The following is a 16,891-nucleotide window of genomic DNA, read 5'->3' on the forward strand; positions in this document are numbered from 1 at the left end:
CCGACGGCCCCGACGGCGCCAAAGGCACCAGCTGGACCACCGACGCCGGCATCGAATACCTCATGGACCCCGAACCCCTCGGCGGCCCGGGCACCGCCCCGAAACCCGACCCCGCCCTCTACGGCACCTACTCGCCGCTGCAGGACGCGAAGGGCACCGCCAAGGGCAAGGCCAAGGAGGTCAAGAACAAGCTCACCTGACGCCGTCGCCGGGGCCGCCGCCGGCGGCCCCGGCCGGGCGTCCGGGTGAGAGGCGCGCGTCACGGATTCGGACGCCGCCCGGCCGGGTATCCGGGCGGAGTTCCCTCGCGCCCCTGTGGAGGCCCAGTGCAGCCTTGGCCCGGTTCCCCCTACCCGCTCGGCGCCGACTACGACGGTGTCGGCACCAACTTCGCACTCTTCTCCGAGGTCGCCGACCGCGTCGACCTCTGCCTGTTCGCCCCGGACGGAACCGAGACCCGGATCCGGCTGCCGGAGGTCGACGGCTTCGTCCACCACGGCTACCTGACCGGCATCGGCCCCGGCCAGGAGTACGGCTTCCGCGTCCACGGGCCGCACGACCCCGCCCGCGGGCTGCGGTGCAACCCCGCCAAGCTGCTGCTCGACCCGTACGCCAAGGCCGTCACCGGCCGGGTGGACTGGGACGAATCCGTGTTCGGCTACCGGTTCGGCCGGCCCGAGGAGCGCAACGACGACGACTCGGCGGCGCACACCGTCCGCGCGGTCGTCGTCAACCCGTACTTCGACTGGGCCAACGACCGGCCGCCGAAGGTGCCGTACAACGAGACCGTCGTCTACGAAGCGCACGTCCGCGGGCTGACGAAGCTCCACCCGGACATCCCGGAGGAGCTGCGGGGGACGTACTCCGGGCTGGCGCACCCGGTGATGATCGAGTACCTCAAGACCCTCGGCGTCACCGCCGTCGAGCTGATGCCGGTCCACCAGTTCCTGCACGACCACGCCCTCACCGAGCGCGGCCTGGCCAACTACTGGGGCTACAACACGATCGCCTACTTCGCGCCGCACAACGAGTACGCCGCCTCGATCATGCCGGCGACCCCGGGCAGCGAGGTGCACGAGTTCAAGGCGATGGTGCGGACGCTGCACGAAGCCGGGATCGAGGTCATCCTCGACGTCGTCTACAACCACACGGCCGAGGGCAACCACCTCGGGCCGACGCTGTCCATGCGCGGCATCGACAACCAGGCCTACTACCGGCTGGTCGAAGACGATCCGCAGTACTACATGGACTACACCGGCACCGGGAACTCGCTGAACGTGCGCCAGCCGCACACCCTGCAGCTGATCATGGACTCGCTGCGCTACTGGGTCACCGAGATGCACGTCGACGGGTTCCGGTTCGACCTCGCCGCCACGCTCGCCCGCGAGTTCTACGACGTCGACCGGCTGGCCACCTTCTTCGACCTGGTGCAGCAGGACCCCGTGGTGAGCCAGGTGAAGCTGATCGCCGAGCCCTGGGACGTCGGCCCGGGCGGCTACCAGGTCGGCAACTTCCCGCCGCTGTGGACCGAGTGGAACGGCGCGTACCGTGACACCGTCCGCGACTTCTGGCGGGGCGAGCCCGCCACGCTCGGCGAGTTCGCGAGCCGGATCACCGGGTCGTCGGACCTCTACCAGAGCGACGGCCGCCGCCCGTTCGCGTCGATCAACTTCGTCACCGCGCACGACGGCTTCACGCTGAACGACCTGGTGTCTTACAACGAAAAGCACAACGAGGCCAACGGCGAGGACGGCCGCGACGGCGCCGACGACAACCGGTCGTGGAACTGCGGCGCGGAGGGCCCGACCGAGGACGAGAAGATCCTCGACCTCCGGGCGCGGCAGCGGCGGAACCTGATCGCCACGCTGCTGCTGTCCCAGGGCGTACCGATGCTGCTGCACGGCGACGAGTTCGGCCGCACCCAGCAGGGCAACAACAACGCCTACTGCCAGGACAACGAGCTGTCCTGGGTCGACTGGTCGCAGCTGGACCACAACCGCGAGCTGTTCGAGTTCACCTCGGCGGTGGTGGACCTGCGCCACCAGCACCCGGTGTTCCGCCGGCGCCGCTTCTTCGCCGGCCGCCCCATCCGCCGCGGCGACGAACTGCGCGACATCGCCTGGTTCACCCCGTCCGGCGAGGAGATGACCGACCAGGACTGGGAGTCCGGGTTCGGCCGCACCATCACGGTGTTCCTCAACGGAACGGCGATCCCGGACCTCGACGCGCGCGGCGAGCGCGTGGTGGACGACTCGTTCCTGCTCTGCTTCAACGCCCACGACGACGACATGACGATGACCGTCCCCGACGGCGGTTACGGCGAGGAGTGGGCAATCGTCCTGGATTCGGCCTCCGGCGAGGTGTTCCACCGATCGGTCGGCGGCGTCCTGGTCGGCGGCGTGGCCGGCGACCAGCTGGCCACCCCGCGGACGGTGCCGGGCGGCGGAACGCTGGTCGTCGGCGGCCGATCGCTGACCGTGCTGATGCGCACCAAGGAGGATTGATCCACCGCAGCCGGGCCGCCCCGCGGCGGCCCGGCTGCGCGGTCGTCAGCCGAGGCCGGGACCCCGGGCCGCGTGCGGCCCCGGACCGGTGCGGCCCGCGCGGGCCGTCAGCAGGCCGAGGGCGATCATGCCGACGCCCAGGCCCAGGTGCAGCCAGTTGTCGGCGGTGTTGACGGGCACGAAGTTCGCGTCGCTGCCGTGGTCGATGAGCAGCCCGTAGAGCCAGAGCACCAGGTAGACGACCCCGCCGGCGATGAGGTACGTCCGGGCGCCGCGCGCGGTGCGGGCCGACGCGAGGCCGACGACGCCGAAGAGCAGGTGGACGATGTTGTGCAGCACGGAGACCATGAACACGCCCAGCAGCATGGCCATCGAGTCGTGGCCGGCGAAGCTCAGCTGGTCGTAGTCCGTCGTGATGCCCGGCACGAAGCCGAGCACGCCGACCAGCAGGAAGACGACCGCGACGACCATGGCGGCGACCTGCACGGGTGTCCGGGTGCGGGCGGGTGTGGCGGTGGACATGGCAATTCCTTTCGGCAGGTGAAGCCCGAGGCTTACCCGGCCGGACCGGCACCAATCCCCGGCCCGGATCTCGCTCCGGTTGCAAAGCCGGCTCGTTCGGCTGATCCCGGGATTCGGGTGTGTAGCCTCCCCCGGCCCCGGGTACGCGCGCGGGAAGAGCTCGTTCCCCGGCGGCGACAGGTGAGAAGTCCGATGACCGACACGGTGACACGCCCGGCTCCGATCCCCCACCGCCCGGTGTGGCGGGGTCCCCGCGGTGCCACGCTCCTGAAGACGATCCGCACCACCGACCACAAGACGATCGGCGTGCTGTACCTGACGACGTCGTTCGGGTTCTTCCTGATCGGCGGCCTGACCGCGTTGCTCATGCGGGGTGAGCTGGCCCGGCCCGGCCTGCAGTTCCTCTCGCCGGAGCAGTACAACCAGCTCTTCACCATGCACGGCACGATCATGCTGCTGCTCTACGCCACCCCGAACCTGTTCGGCTTCGCCAACTTCGTCCTGCCGCTGCAGATCGGCTCACCGGACGTGGCGTTCCCGCGGCTGAACGCGTTCTCCTACTGGCTGTACCTGTTCGGGGGGCTGGTCGTCCTGTCGGGATACCTCACCCCGGGTGGTCCGCCCGATTTCGGCTGGACCGCGTACACGCCGCTGTCCAACGCCATCCACTCCCCCGGCGTCGGCGGCGACCTGTGGATCGCCGGCCTGATCGTCACCGGGCTCGGCACGATCCTCGGCGCGGTCAACATGATCACGACCGTGGTGTGCCTGCGGTGTCCCGGGATGCTCATGTGGCGGATGCCGATCTTCACCTGGAACATCCTGTTCACGTCGGTGCTGATCCTGCTGGCGTTCCCGATCCTCACCGCGGCGCTGTTCGCGCTCCTGGCCGACCGGCACCTCGGCGCGCACGTGTTCGACCCGGAGAACGGCGGCGCGATCCTGTGGCAGCACCTGTTCTGGTTCTTCGGCCACCCCGAGGTCTACGTGGTCGCGTTGCCCTACTTCGGGATCGTCACCGAGATCGTGCCGGTGTTCAGCCGGAAACCGCTGTTCGGCTACAAGCTCATGGTGTTCGCGACGATCGGGATCACCGGGCTGTCGGCGGTGGTGTGGGCGCACCACATGTTCGCCACCGGTGCCGTGCTGCTGCCCTTCTTCTCGATCATGACGTTCCTCATCGCGGTGCCGACCGGGATCAAGTTCTTCAACTGGATCGGCACGATGTGGCGGGGACAGCTGACCTTCGAGTCGCCGATGCTGTGGTCGGTCGGCTTCATGGTGACGTTCCTGCTCGGCGGCCTGACCGGGGTCATCCTCGCGTCCCCGCCGCTGGACTTCCACGTCCACGACAGCTACTTCGTCGTCGCCCACTTCCACTACGTGCTCTTCGGCACGATCGTCTTCGCCACCTTCGCCGGCATCTACTTCTGGTTCCCGAAGATCACCGGCCGGATGCTCGACGAGGGACTGGCGAAGTGGCACTTCTGGACGACGTTCATCGGCTTCCACACGACGTTCCTCATCCAGCACTGGCTCGGCGACGCGGGCATGCCGCGCCGCTACGCCGACTACCTCTCGAGCGACAACTTCACCTGGATGCACATGGTGTCGACCATCGGCGCGTTCCTGCTGGGCCTGTCGGTGCTGCCGTTCATCTGGAACGTCTTCAAGAGCTACCGCTACGGCGCCCCCGTCGGCGTCGACGACCCGTGGGGCTTCGGCAACTCGCTCGAATGGGCCACGACGAGCCCGCCGCCCCGGCACAACTTCCTCGAACTGCCCCGCATCCGCTCGGAGCGCCCCGCCTTCGAGCTGCACTACCCGCACATGGTCGAGCGGATGCGCGCCGAAGGGCACGTCACCCGCGGCCACCCCGGCGACAAGCCGTCGCCGGCCGAGGTGGCCGCGGGCGCCATCCAGCCCAGCGACCAGGGCGACAGTGACGACCCCCGCGGCCGCTGACCCGGGCCCGCCGCTGCGGGCGTGGGAGCGGCGGCGGCTGCGCGGGATCGAGCGAGGCTTGGAGACGGGCGCCCGGCGGCTCCGGTGGTGCCTGTGCTTGGACGCCGTCGCACTGGCGTTGGTGGCGGCCGGGATCTTCCTGGCGCTGCCGTGGCTGTTCCCGGCGTGCGTCGCCGGGAACCTCGCCGTCTGCGCGCACCTTCAGCGGAGCTGAGCGCCGGTCACAGGATCGGCGCGCCACCCGTCACCGCGACGCGGGCGCCGGAGACGTAGCTGCCGTCGTCGGAGGCCAGCAGCACGTACACCGGCGCCAGCTCGGCCGGCTGCCCGGCGCGGCCCAGCGGCACCTGCTCGCCGAAGGACTTCACCTGCTCCTCCGGCATGGTGGACGGGATCAGCGGCGTCCAGATCGGCCCCGGCGCGACGCTGTTGGCCCGGATCCCCTTCGGTCCCAGCAGCTGCGCGAGGGCCGCGCACATGTTCGCGATGCCCGCCTTCGTCACGTCGTAGGGCAGCAGCTGCGGCGTCGGGTTGTCGGAGTTCACCGACGAGCTGCCGATGATCGACGCCCCGGGCTTCATGTGCGGCACGGCGGCCTTGGCGAGGTGGAAGAACGCGCTCAGGTTGGTGGCGAGGGTGTGGTCCCACTCCTCGTCCGGGATCTCCTCCAGGGTCTCGTGGGTCATCTGGAAGGCGGCGTTGTTGACCAGGACGTCGATCCGGCCGAACTCCTCGACGGTGCGGGCGACCAGGGCCCGGCAGTGCGCGGGATCGGCGACGTCCCCGGGCACGACGACGGCCTTGCGCCCGGCCTCCTCCACCCAGCGCCGCGTCTCTTCGGCGTCCTCGTGCTCGTCGAGGTAGGAGATCAGCACGTCGGCGCCTTCCCGGGCGTAGGCGATCGCCACCGCGCGGCCGATCCCGCTGTCCGCGCCGGTGATGAGCGCCGCCTTGCCGGTCAGCTTGCCGGAGCCGCGGTAGCTGTGCTCGCCGTGGTCGGGCCGCGGCGTCATGGCGGCGGTGGTGCCGGGCGGGGTCTGCTGCTGGGCGGGCTGCTCGGGCACGGTGGCTCCTTCGGGACGGGACTGGATCTCCCGCCCCGTGTTCCCGGTGGCGCCGGGCTCACACTGTCATCTTGATGACGACTTCCTACTTGTCATCGTTTGGACGACATGCTAGAACAGTAGTGCGTGTTGACAACGCCCGTCGAAGCCCAGAAGGAGGACAACGATGTTGATGCGCACCGACCCGTTCCGTGAGCTGGACCGCCTGACCCAGCAGGTCTTCGGCACCACCGGAACCTGGTCGAAGCCCACCGCGATGCCGATGGACGCCTACCGCGCCGGCGACGAGTTCGTGGTCTGCTTCGACCTGCCGGGCGTCGCTCCGGACGCCATCGAGCTCGACATCGAGCGCAACGTGCTGACGGTCAAGGCCGAGCGCCGCCCGCTCCCCGGTGGCGACAACGTGGAGATGCAGGTTTCCGAGCGGCCGCTGGGCGTGTTCTCCCGCCAGCTGTTCCTCGGCGACAGCCTCGACACCGACCACATCGCCGCCGACTACGAGGCGGGCGTGCTGACCCTGCGCATCCCGGTAGCCGAGAAGGCCAAGCCCCGCCGCATCGAGATCGGCGGTGACCGGTCCGGCCGCCGCGAGATCCAGGCCTGATGGACGAACGGTGTCACGCCGCGGCGGAGAGGATCTTCGCCGCGGCGGCGGAACTGGGCACCACTCGTCAAGAGGCGATCCTCGTGACCCGGGCGGTCCACGCGGTCAAGAAGGGCCGCCCGACCGAGGTCGCCTTGACGGACACCCCGCAACACCGCCGCCGCAGGCTGGCCCACGTGGTCGGCACGGAGCTGTGGGAACCGGGCATCGACCCGGACGAGATCCTCGCGGCCGTAGTCAGCGTGGGCCGCACGGCCCCGAGGGAACGACAACCGTCGGCGGCCGCCTGACTCCGAGCGAGCAGGCGGCGGCTGGCTGGGGTGGCCGAAACTGTCGGTGGTCGCCGGTAGAGTGGAAAACGGGGGGACCCCCGCGGCGATGGCTTGGCCGCGGTCGCCCGGGCGGCCGGCCACCGGTGCCCGGTGCCGCCTGAGCGGCCCGAAATTGTCGGCGGTCGCCGGTAGAGTGAAACCGGGGGGCGCCCCCGCGGCCTTCCCCGCCTCGGCAAGCCACCAACCCCACCCCGGCGGCCTTCCGCGGCCTGGCAGGGCTCCGGCGAAGCCGGAGCGCCCTTTGAACCGCCTCACCGCCCCGAACCGCATGCGGCCCCCGCGCCTGCACCCCACCCAGCCCTCCCCCGCCACCCCGATCCGAAGCCCAAACACGGCCGGTGGTGCCGGGTCAAGGCACGCTTTCCCGCCTTGACGCGGTACCACCGGCCGTAGTCACAATCCGGCTTCGGGGTGGTGGGCACCGCCCGACGCCAACCCATCGGAACCTCGAGGCAGAAACCAGACCCGGTCCACCACGCAGCAGCACCCCGAGCGAACCGGCCGCTACCTAGCCCCCGTCAGCCCGCCGCACCGTCACCGCAGGCCCGTCCCCCGTCCCGGACAACGGCGTCGACCCGAACCAGTCCAGGCACACCACCATCGCGTCGTCCTCGGCCTGGCTGCCGTGCCGGCGGGTCGACAGCTCCCGCAGCATCGCGCCCGGCACGTGCGCCGCCGGCAGGTCCGCCGTCGCCGACACCGCCTCGGCGAGTTCGCGGTCGCCGTACCGCTCGCCGTGCGGGCCGAGCGCGTTGTACACGCCGTCGCTGACGAACACGAACCGGTCGCCGTCGGCGGCCTGGAAGCTTTCGAGCGTGTAGATCGTGCCGTCGAACGTGCCGAGCGGGAGCTGCTCGTCGAAGAGGATCCGCTCGGCCTTGCCGTCCCGCAGCCGCCACAGCCGCGGCGAGCCCGCGTCGACCACCTGCACCGCGCCGGTGCCGAGGTCGAACTCCAGCAGCAGCGCGGCCACGTGCTCGGCGCCGCGGTAGTGCGCGTACAGCGCCTGGTCGGCGAGTTCGGCCTGCGCGTCGAGCGCGATCCCGGCGCGCCGGGCGTTGCGCAGCGCGTTCACCGCGAGGTTCGTCAGCAGCGCCGCTTCGCTGCCCTCCCCCATGCCGTTGATCAGCGTGACCGCGAGCTTCCGCGCGGACGCGGACCAGTCGAAGCAGTCCCCGTAGATGGCGTAGGCCGGCTCCAGCTGACCGCCGAGCGCGAACTCGGCGCGGGTGCAGGCCCGTCCGGGCAGCAGCTGCCACTGCATCTCCGCGGCCAGCGTCAGCCGTGACGAGCGCCGGGCCTGGATGTAGAGGTCGGTGTCCCGGTCGGCGACGAACAGCTCGTGGGCCACCGCTTCGGCGAACCGCTGGAGCTCCGCCCACACCGGCGGCTCCGGTTCGCACGGCAAGGTGACGGCCAGGACGCCGAGCCGGTCACCGCGGACGCTGACCGGCAGGTAGCCGGTGACGCGGTCGCCGTCGCGGGAAAACGTCGCCGCCTGCGTGAGGAACGCCGACCCGGGGATCGTGCCGTCGACCGGGATCGGCTCCGTCGAGTAGGGCTGCTCGCCCACCTGGCACAGCTCCGTGAGGGCGTAGTCGGCCATCAGCAGTTCGACCGCTTCGGCGCCGAAGTGCTCGCCGAGACCCGAGCGCAGCGCGCCGGGCAGGTCGTGCGGTGGTACGTCACGGAGGAGACGCTCCACCGCCAGGGATCTGTCCAACGCCTGCCTCCTGCTCACGCGCCCGTGCCGGGATGGTTCTGTCGAGTCTGCGCCGCTCCGGCGCGCCGGTCCACGGCGAGTCGCGTTGGCTGTGCTGCCGGTTCAGCATAGGGATGCCAGAGTGGACGCCGTGGATCGATCCCGCGAGCAGGCGGCCCCGGACGGGCCGGCCGCCGTGTCGGACCTCGCCCGCCTCTTCGAGTCGGTGGTCGAGGGAGAGCGGGACGTCTCGCCGCGCCCGCTGTCGATCTCGCAGCTGCGCGCGGTCGTCGCGCTGGACCGCCACGACGGGGTCAACCTGCGGCAGCTGGCCGAGCAGCTGGGCTCGACGCCGCCGCTGGTCAGCAGGCTGTGCGACCGGCTGGAGGCGGTCGGGTTCCTCGAACGGCTGCCCAGCGCGCGCAGCCGGCGGGAGCTGACGTTGCGGCTGTCCGACCGCGGGCGGGCCTACCTGCAGGACCTGCGGGCCCGGCGCCGGGACCGCGTCCAGGCGCTGCTGGCGAAGATGAGCCCCGCGGGCCGGCTCGCCCTGGCCGCCGGGCTGCGGGAATACCGGGCGCTGGCCGAGGCGGCCGGCGACCTGCCGGATTTGCGTTCCTGAAACAACTGTTGTTATATGACAATCACTCGGTCGGCGTACAGCAGAGCGCGCCTCGAACACGGAGGAGGGCGTCGGTGCTGGGCACGGACGACAGCCAGGTCCGCTCGGTCCTGGCGCGGATGCTGGAGGAAGACCGGTCCTCGCTGGCCCGCGACTGGGCCGGTCAGGAGCCGCACGACGGCGACCGGAACGGGCAGGACCTGCGCCGCGAGGCCGTCGAGCTGCTGGACGCCCTCCGCACCGCGCTCGGCGGCACGCTCCCGGTGTCCCGGATCGTCGACCAGGACCCCGCCGTCCGGGACGCGCTGACGTCGCTGTCGGAGCGGCGGGCCCGCGCGGGCGCCCAGCCGTCGGCCACCGCCATGGCGATCCTGGCGCTCAAGCGCACGATGCTGAGCGCGATCGAGCGGCACACCGACGATTCCGCCCTGCGCTACCGGGCCGCGCTGCTGGTCAACGAGCTGCTCGACAGCGCGGGTGTGCTGACGTTCGAGGTCTACTCCGCCGGCCGGGAGCGGATCATCCGCGAGCAGCACGACCAGATGCTCGAGCTGTCCACGCCCGTGGTGCGGCTGTGGCGCCACGTCCTCGCGGTGCCGCTGATCGGCACGCTCGACAGCGCCCGCACGCAGGTCGTGATGAACAGCCTCCTGGAGGCGATCCAGGCGAACGAGGCGCGGGTGGCGATCATCGACATCACCGGCGTCCCAACCGTCGACACCGCGGTCGCCCACCACCTGCTGCAGACGGTCAGCGCCGTCCGGCTGATGGGCGCGGAGTGCGTGATCAGCGGCATCCGGCCGTCGATCGCGCAGACCATCACCCAGCTGGGCATCGACCTCTCGCACATCGTCACGCGCGGCTCGCTGGCCGACGCGCTGGCGACCGCGATGCAGCTGCTCGGCGACAGCGCCCGCCCGGGCGCGGTGACCGGGTGAACGCCGGGCTGCCGATCCTGCGGCTGGGGGACATCCTGCTCAGCGGGCTGCTGAGCGACCTGGACGACAAGACGGCCCTCGCCTTCACCGACGAGCTGACCACGCGGATCGCGAACGAGGGCATCCGCGGGGTCATCATCGACATCTCCCGGCTGGAGATCATCGACTCGTTCGTCGCGCGCGTGCTCATGGAGCTGGCCGGCACCGGGCGGCTGCTCGGGACGCGGATGATCGTGGCGGGGATGCGCCCCGCCGTCGCGCTGACCCTGACCGAGCTCGGGCTGCAGCTCACCGGCGTCCGGACCGCCCTCAACGCGGAGCAGGCGATGGAGCTGCTGGGCTGGCGCCGTCCCGCCGAAGAAGCGCCCCATGCTTCCTGACGAACGGACCGTCGCCTCCGGCGAGCACCCGGTCCGGGTGGAGGAGGACCTCCTCGCGGCCCGGCACGCCGTGCGGGCGGCCGCGGTCGCCGCCGGGTTCACCATCGTCGACCAGACGAAGATCGTGACCGCGGCCAGCGAGCTGGTCCGCAACGCCTACATCCACGGCGGGGGCGGCACGATGACCGTCGAGACCGTGCGGGACCCGGCCGGGCGCCTCGGGCTCCGGCTGCGGGTGCGCGACGAAGGGCCCGGGATCGCCGACGTCGCCCAGGCGATGACCGACGGGTTCAGCACCGGCGCGGGGCTCGGGCACGGCCTCGGCGGCACGCGGCGGCTGGTCGACGAGTTCGACCTCGACACCGCGCCCGGCCGCGGCACGACCGTCACGGTCGTGCGCTGGAAGCCATGACCGCGACCGTCGCCGGACTGACGCGCCAGATCCGCGTCGACCACCCCAGCGCGGGGTACGCCGCCGCCCGCGTCGCCCGCGAAGTCGCGCACGAGGCCGGGCTCACCGGTGTCCGCGCCGACCGGGCCGCGGTGGTGGCGGCCGAGCTCGCGGGCAACATCGACAAGCACACCGGCGGCGGCGCCGTGTTCGTGCAGCGGGCCCTCACCGGCCGCGGCGTCGACGTGCTGGCCGCCGACGACGGTCCCGGCATGGCCGACCTCGACCACTGGCTGCTCGACGGCAACACGACGACGGCCACCCTCGGCACCGGCCTCGGCGCGGTGAAGCGGATGGCGGCCGAGTTCCGGATCACGTCCTCGCCCACGGCCGGCACGCTGGCCGCCGCCCGCCTGCTCGACCCCGCCGCGCCACCGGGCCGTCGCGCGATCGGGCACTTCCGCCTGCCCCGCGACGGCGAGGAGTACTGCGGGGACGCCGTCGCGCTGGCCGACGTCACGGGCAGCCGGACGGCCGTCGTCGCCGACGGGCTCGGCCACGGACCCGACGCCGCCGAAGCCGCGGACACCGCACTGCGCGTGTTCACCGAGAACCCGGACCGCCCGCTGCCGCACCAGCTCACGAACATGCACCGCGCGCTGCGCACGACCCGCGGCGCGGCGGTCGCGCTGGTGCGGATCGCGCCGCGGCGGCTCGAGTTCTGCGGCGTCGGCAACGTCAGCGGGGCGAGCCTCGGCGACGGCCCGTCCCGGCTGCTGCTCAGCACGCCCGGCATCGTCGGGTTCACGCTGCCGTCGGCGCCGGTCCGGCACCTGACATTGGCCGACGACGACGTCGTGGTCCTGCACACCGACGGCGTCGGCACCGGCTGGCGCGTCCCCGGCCGGGCCCCGGACCTGCTGCTGCTCGCCGCGGACCTCGCCCACCGGCACCGCAACGCCCGCGACGACGCGGCGATGCTCGCCCTGAGCGCGGACCGGTCCGCCTGATGCGCCCCGACCTGGCCCGGATCCGGCGGCGCCTCCGCAAGGCGTGCACCGAAGCGGGCGTGCCCGCCGACGAGCGCGGGCGGCTGGTCCTCGCCGTCACGCTGCTCGCCGAACCGGCGCTCACCGCGGGCGAAACGGTGGACGTGGCCACGGCGGCCTCGGACCGGCGGCTGGCGGTCACGGTGCGGCTCGAGCACCCCGTCAGCCAGGGCAGCCGCGACGCCCTGCCGCTGCTGCCCGAGCGCGGCGACGACCCGACGCTGACCTGGCACCTCGCCGGCGGCAGGCCCGCGGCCGCGGCTGCCCCCGACGACGACCGGGCGACCCGCGAAGAGATGCTGGCGCTGGTGGCCCGCACCGACACGCTCGTCAACGAACAGCGGGACCTCAAGCACGAGCTGGCGGAGACCAACAGCGGCGTACTGGCGATGTACGTCGAGCTGGAGCAGCGGGACGAGCAGCTCCGCCGCGCGCACGCGGCGATCTTCCGCGAGCTGGAGGACGCGCTGCGCCCGCGGCCGCCGGTGGTGCCGGGCCTGGAGCTGGCCGTCCACTATTCGCCGACCGACCAGGATTCCCCCACCGGCGGCGACCTGTACGACTGGTTCGTCCTGCCCGGCGGAGAGGTGCACGTGACCCTGGTCGACGCGGTGGGCCACGGCGTCACCTCGACCCGCCACGCGCTGACCGTGACGCACGCGATCCGCACGCTGGCCCTGGAGGGCCACCCGTTCCGCGACCTGATCGCCCACGCCTCCCACACCCTGGCGGCGATCGAGTCGGCCCTGATGGCCACGGTCCTCCTGGCCCGCATCGACCCGGCCACGGGGCACACCCGCTTCGCGAGCGGCGGCCACCCGGAACCGGTGCTCGTCACCGCGGCCGGTGACGCACGCCTGCTGCCCCCGCCGGCGCCGGGGCGTGGAGTCGGCTTCCCCGATCCGGGCAGCCCCGAGCTGGTCGACGTGGTCCTCGACCCGGGCGACACGGTGCTCCTGTACACCGACGGCCTGGTGGAGAGCCGCAAGGACATCGACGAGGGCCAGGCCCGGCTGCTGGCACTGGCCGGGCGACTGTGCGCCCACCCGGCGGCGGACCTGCCGCGCGAGCTGGTGACCCGGATGCACGACGTCGTCCTGCACGCGGACGACACGGTGGTGCTGGCGCTGCGCCGGACACCGTTCGCCGACGGTTAGCGGCACCGGCCGCCGGGGCTGCCGACGCTGCTGCGCCTACTGCGGCCCGTTGGTCAGCGAAAGGTTGAACGTGTACCGGGACGCCCGGTACACGTGCCACCCGTACTCGACCACCCGACCCGAGTCGTCGTACGTCGTGCGCTGCATCGTGAGTAGTGCGGCCCCGGGTTCCTCCCCGAGCAGTTCCGCGTCCTCCTCGGTCGCGAGCCGGGCGCCGATGTTCTGCTCGGCCGCGTGCAGCCGCACCCCCGCCGACCGCAGGAGCTGGTAGAGCCCGCGCTCGCGCAGCTCGTCGTCGCCGGGGTCGATGACGCCGTCGGGCAGGTAGTTGTTCATCAGGGCGAGCGGCTCGCCGTCGGTCGAGCGCAGCCGCTTCAGCCGCCGGACGTGCGTCAGCCCGGGCGCCTCCAGCAGCTCGGCCACGTCCGGGCCGGCTTCTTCGACCTCGTTGACCAGCACCGCCGACGCCGGCTTGCCGCCCAGCCCGGCGAGGTCGTCGAACAGGCTGCTCAGCCGCAGCGGCCGGGCGACCTTCGTGCGGACGACCTGCGTGCCGACCCCGCGCCGCCGCACGAGCAGGCCCTGGTTGACCAGCGTCTGGATCGCCTGGCGGATCGTCGGCCGCGACAGGCGCAGGCTCGCGGCGAGGTCGACCTCGTTGCCCAGCCGCGCGCCCGCCGGCAGCCTGCCGTCCTCGATCGCGGCGTGCAGTTGCCGGGACACCTGGAAGTACAGCGGTTCCGGGCTGCCCGGGTCCAGGACGATCTCGCGCCCCGCGTCCCAGGCCGGGAAGGCGGCGTCCAGCTTGCTCATCCGCGGAGCGTACCGCCTCGCGGCCACCTGTTGGGATGACCTGTTGTCCATATGTCTTGACAAATCCTCGCCCCGCTGGAATCGTCGCCTCCGGGAGCACGAAGGCCGTGCCCCTTCAGACCGGCTGGGAGCGAACCGTGACCGACGTGCTGCGCCGCATCGTCGCCCGACGCGTGCACGATCCGGGAGCGATCGCCGAGGCGGCCGCGAACCGCGTCCGGGCCGAATCGCCCTTCAACGACAAGGGCCGCACGATGATCATCGCCGCGGACCACCCCGCCCGCGGCGCGAACGCCGTCGGCGGGAACCCCACGGCGATGGCCGACCGCGGCGAGTTGTTGGAGCGGCTGTGCCTGGCGCTGGAGCGACCAGGGGTCACCGGCGTCCTGGCCACCGCGGACGTCATCGACGACCTGCTGCTGCTCGGCGTGCTCGACGGCAAGACCGTGCTCGGGTCGATGAACCGCACCGGCCTGGCCGGGTCGAGTTTCGAGATCGACGACCGCTTCGCCTGCTACGACGCGGAAACGATCGAGCGGATGCGCTTCGACGGCGGCAAAGCCCTGACCCGGATCTGCCTCGACGACCCGGCCACCCCGAGCGTCCTGGAGAACACCGCCAAGGCGATCAACGAGCTGGCCGACCGGAAGCTGATCGCGCTGGTCGAGCCGTTCCTGTCGAGGTGGGTCGACGGGCGCGTGCAGAACGACCTCTCCCCCGGCGCCGTCATCAAGTCGATCACGATCGCCGCCGGCCTCGGCCGCTCGTCGGCCTACACCTGGCTCAAGCTGCCGGTGGTCGACGACATGGAGCGCGTGCTGGCGTCCTCGACCCTGCCGGCCGTCCTGCTCGGCGGCGAGGTCAAGGATCCGGACGCGGCCTTCGCCGCCTGGCAGCGGGCCCTGACCCAGCCGACGGTGCAGGGCCTGGTGGTCGGCCGCTCGCTGCTCTACCCCCACGACGGCGACGTCGCCAAGGCCGTCGACACCGCGGTGAGCCTGTTGTGAACCCGCTCCCCCGCACCGACCGGAGGAATCCCGTGAACACCATCGAGCACTGGATCAACGGCACGGCCACCCCGGCGGGCTCGACCCGCACGGCGCCGGTCTACGACCCGGCCACCGGGCGTCGGCAGGCGTCGGTCCTCCTCGGCGAAGCGTCCGATGTGGACACCGCGGTCACGGCCGCGGCCAAGGCTTTCGAGTCGTGGGGCAATTCGTCGCTGTCCCAGCGCACCAAGGTGATGTTCGCCTTCCGCGAGCTGCTCGTGCAGCACGAAGACGAGCTGGCCCGGATCATCTCGGCCGAGCACGGCAAGGCGATCGAGGACGCCCGCGGCGAGATCGTCCGCGGCCGCGAGGTCGTCGAGTACGCCTGCGGCATCGCCGACGCGCTCAAGGGCAGCTTCTCCGACCAGGTGTCCCGCGACGTCGACGTGCACGACTTCCGCCAGCCCCTGGGCGTGGTCGCCGGGATCACGCCGTTCAACTTCCCGATCATGGTGCCGCTGTGGATGCACCCGATCGCCATCGCCACCGGCAACACGTTCGTCCTCAAGCCCAGCGAACGCGACCCGTCGGCCTCGAACTTCGTCGCGCGGCTCTACGCCGAAGCCGGTCTGCCCGACGGCGTCTTCAACGTGGTGCACGGCGACAAGACGGCCGTCGACGCCATCCTCGACCACCCGGACGTCGCGGCGGTGTCGTTCGTCGGCTCCACCCCGATCGCCCAGTACGTCCACGAACGCGGAACGGCGGCGGGCAAGCGGGTCCAGGCCCTCGGCGGCGCGAAGAACCACGCGGTCGTCCTGCCCGACGCGGACCTCGAATTCGCCGCCGACCACCTCACGGCCGCCGCCTTCGGCTCGGCGGGCCAGCGCTGCATGGCGATCTCCATCGGCGTCGCGGTCGGCCCGGCCGGCGACAAGCTGGTGGAGATCCTCGAGCGCAAGGCCCGCGAAGTGAAGGTCGGCCCGGGCACCGACCCGGCCAGCGACATGGGCCCGGTCGTCACGGAGGCGGCCCGCGAGCGCGTGGAGCACTCGGTCGCCCGCGGCGCCGAGCAAGGCGCGAAGGTGGTGGTCGACGGCCGCGGCCTGAAGGTCGAAGGCCACGAGGAGGGCTTCTTCGTCGGCCCGTCCCTGCTGGACGACGTCACCCCGGAAATGGACGCCTACCAGCAGGAGATCTTCGGCCCGGTGCTCGCCATCGTCCGCGCCCGGACGCTCGACGAGGCAATCGCGGTGATCAACGCCAACCCGTACGGCAACGGCACGGCCATCTTCACCGCCGGCGGCGAAGCGGCCCGCAAGTTCCAGCGCGAGGTCAAGGTCGGCATGATCGGCGTCAACGTCCCGATCCCGGTCCCGATGTCGTACTACTCCTTCGGCGGCTGGAAGGACTCCCTCATCGGCGACAGCCCCATCCACGGCCCGGCAGGAGTCCGCTTCTACACCCGCGCCAAGGTGGTGACCACCCGCTGGCCCCACTCACAGGCGGCCTTCACCTTCCCCACCTCCAACTGACGCGGCGGGGGCGGAGCGCTTGGACGCTCGGCCCCGCACCCGCTCGGCAGCGCCGCCCGAGCAGCGGCGGCCCCGCCGATCAACGCAAGGCCCCACCGCGGCCCGGCGTTCGCCCTCGCCGCCCGCCCACCGCACCGCCGCGGCAGCGCACTCCCATCGGTTTGCAATCTTCGCTGCCCCTCTGCACCACCGCAGCAACGCATCAACGCAACCCACCAGCCGCCGCTCGTCCTCACCGCACCACCCCGGCAGCCCGCCCCACCGGCCAGCGTTTCCCCTCGCCGCCCCGCCGCAGCAGCGCTCGCCCCAGCGAGCCACCGGCCA

The 16,891-nt window shown here is 72.1% G+C and carries 17 protein-coding genes and 1 pseudogene; 14 read left to right on the forward strand and 4 right to left on the reverse strand.

Annotated elements, in window-relative coordinates; translation table 11 throughout:
* Positions 1-200 (forward strand): annotated as a pseudogene (locus tag H5965_RS44325) (catalase); the annotation flags it as partial.
* 126 nt (positions 201-326) lie between these two features.
* Positions 327-2,504, forward strand: a complete 2,178-nt coding sequence (glgX, locus tag H5965_RS44330) for a glycogen debranching protein GlgX (protein WP_310977315.1) — start codon at positions 327-329, stop codon at positions 2,502-2,504.
* Positions 2,505-2,549: 45 nt separating this feature from the next.
* On the opposite strand, the gene H5965_RS44335 is transcribed toward glgX, so the two are convergent.
* A complete protein-coding gene (locus H5965_RS44335; protein WP_310977316.1) occupies positions 2,550-3,026 on the reverse strand; it encodes a DUF4383 domain-containing protein in 477 nt (158 codons plus the stop codon).
* Between the two features lie 192 nt (positions 3,027-3,218).
* On the opposite strand from H5965_RS44335, the gene ctaD reads away from it, so the two are divergent.
* Together ctaD and H5965_RS44345 are read left to right on the forward strand one after the other, a co-directional pair.
* Positions 3,219-4,991, forward strand: a complete 1,773-nt coding sequence (gene ctaD, locus H5965_RS44340) for a cytochrome c oxidase subunit I (protein WP_310977317.1) — start codon at positions 3,219-3,221, stop codon at positions 4,989-4,991.
* Positions 4,969-5,205, forward strand: coding sequence for a hypothetical protein (locus H5965_RS44345; protein WP_310977318.1), 237 nt, complete (start codon positions 4,969-4,971; stop codon positions 5,203-5,205). Before ctaD ends, H5965_RS44345 begins: the two co-directional genes overlap by 23 nt.
* A gap of 7 nt (positions 5,206-5,212) precedes the next feature.
* On the opposite strand, the gene H5965_RS44350 is transcribed toward H5965_RS44345, so the two are convergent.
* Positions 5,213-6,055 (reverse strand): SDR family oxidoreductase, encoded by an 843-nt coding sequence (locus H5965_RS44350; protein WP_310977319.1) that lies wholly within the window; start codon positions 6,053-6,055, stop codon positions 5,213-5,215.
* A gap of 166 nt (positions 6,056-6,221) precedes the next feature.
* Here H5965_RS44350 and H5965_RS44355 point away from each other — a divergent pair, with 166 nt between their 5' ends.
* A complete protein-coding gene (locus H5965_RS44355) occupies positions 6,222-6,659 on the forward strand; it encodes an Hsp20/alpha crystallin family protein (RefSeq protein ID WP_310977320.1) in 438 nt (145 codons plus the stop codon).
* A complete protein-coding gene (locus H5965_RS44360; protein WP_310977321.1) occupies positions 6,659-6,949 on the forward strand; it encodes a hypothetical protein in 291 nt (96 codons plus the stop codon). The genes H5965_RS44355 and H5965_RS44360 overlap by 1 nt, the downstream gene beginning before the upstream one ends.
* A gap of 550 nt (positions 6,950-7,499) precedes the next feature.
* Here the strand turns inward: H5965_RS44360 and H5965_RS44365 are convergent.
* Complete coding sequence (locus H5965_RS44365; protein WP_310977322.1) at positions 7,500-8,714, reverse strand: PP2C family protein-serine/threonine phosphatase; 1,215 nt, start codon at positions 8,712-8,714, stop codon at positions 7,500-7,502.
* A 175-nt stretch (positions 8,715-8,889) separates the two neighbouring features.
* Between H5965_RS44365 and H5965_RS44370 the strand changes: the two genes are divergently transcribed.
* From H5965_RS44370 to H5965_RS44395, 6 genes are all read left to right on the forward strand, one after another.
* Entirely contained in the window at positions 8,890-9,315 is a 426-nt protein-coding gene (locus H5965_RS44370; protein WP_310977428.1) for a MarR family transcriptional regulator, read from the forward strand.
* A gap of 74 nt (positions 9,316-9,389) precedes the next feature.
* Positions 9,390-10,253 (forward strand): STAS domain-containing protein, encoded by an 864-nt coding sequence (locus H5965_RS44375; protein ID WP_310977323.1) that lies wholly within the window; start codon positions 9,390-9,392, stop codon positions 10,251-10,253.
* Complete coding sequence (locus H5965_RS44380) at positions 10,250-10,633, forward strand: STAS domain-containing protein (protein WP_310977324.1); 384 nt, start codon at positions 10,250-10,252, stop codon at positions 10,631-10,633. Before H5965_RS44375 ends, H5965_RS44380 begins: the two co-directional genes overlap by 4 nt.
* Positions 10,623-11,045 carry an ATP-binding protein gene (locus H5965_RS44385; RefSeq protein WP_310977325.1) on the forward strand — a complete coding sequence of 141 codons (423 nt, stop codon included), beginning with the start codon at positions 10,623-10,625 and terminating at the stop codon, positions 11,043-11,045. The genes H5965_RS44380 and H5965_RS44385 overlap by 11 nt, the downstream gene beginning before the upstream one ends.
* Positions 11,042-12,034: an ATP-binding protein gene (locus tag H5965_RS44390; protein WP_310977326.1), complete on the forward strand. Its 993-nt coding sequence runs from the start codon at positions 11,042-11,044 to the stop codon at positions 12,032-12,034. The genes H5965_RS44385 and H5965_RS44390 overlap by 4 nt, the downstream gene beginning before the upstream one ends.
* Positions 12,034-13,230, forward strand: coding sequence for a PP2C family protein-serine/threonine phosphatase (locus H5965_RS44395; RefSeq protein WP_310977327.1), 1,197 nt, complete (start codon positions 12,034-12,036; stop codon positions 13,228-13,230). The genes H5965_RS44390 and H5965_RS44395 overlap by 1 nt, the downstream gene beginning before the upstream one ends.
* Before the next feature lie 36 nt (positions 13,231-13,266).
* Here the strand turns inward: H5965_RS44395 and H5965_RS44400 are convergent, their stop codons facing one another.
* On the reverse strand, positions 13,267-14,043 hold the full coding sequence (locus H5965_RS44400) for a GntR family transcriptional regulator (protein WP_310977328.1): 777 nt from the start codon (positions 14,041-14,043) through the stop codon (positions 13,267-13,269).
* Positions 14,044-14,180: 137 nt separating this feature from the next.
* Between H5965_RS44400 and H5965_RS44405 the strand changes: the two genes are divergently transcribed.
* Entirely contained in the window at positions 14,181-15,050 is an 870-nt protein-coding gene (locus tag H5965_RS44405) for an aldolase (protein WP_310977329.1), read from the forward strand.
* 32 nt (positions 15,051-15,082) lie between these two features.
* A complete protein-coding gene (locus H5965_RS44410; protein ID WP_310977330.1) occupies positions 15,083-16,567 on the forward strand; it encodes a CoA-acylating methylmalonate-semialdehyde dehydrogenase in 1,485 nt (494 codons plus the stop codon).
* Positions 16,568-16,891 lie beyond the last annotated feature (324 nt).

Source organism: Amycolatopsis sp. 505 (genome assembly GCF_031625235.1).
Taxonomy (GTDB): domain Bacteria; phylum Actinomycetota; class Actinomycetes; order Mycobacteriales; family Pseudonocardiaceae; genus Amycolatopsis.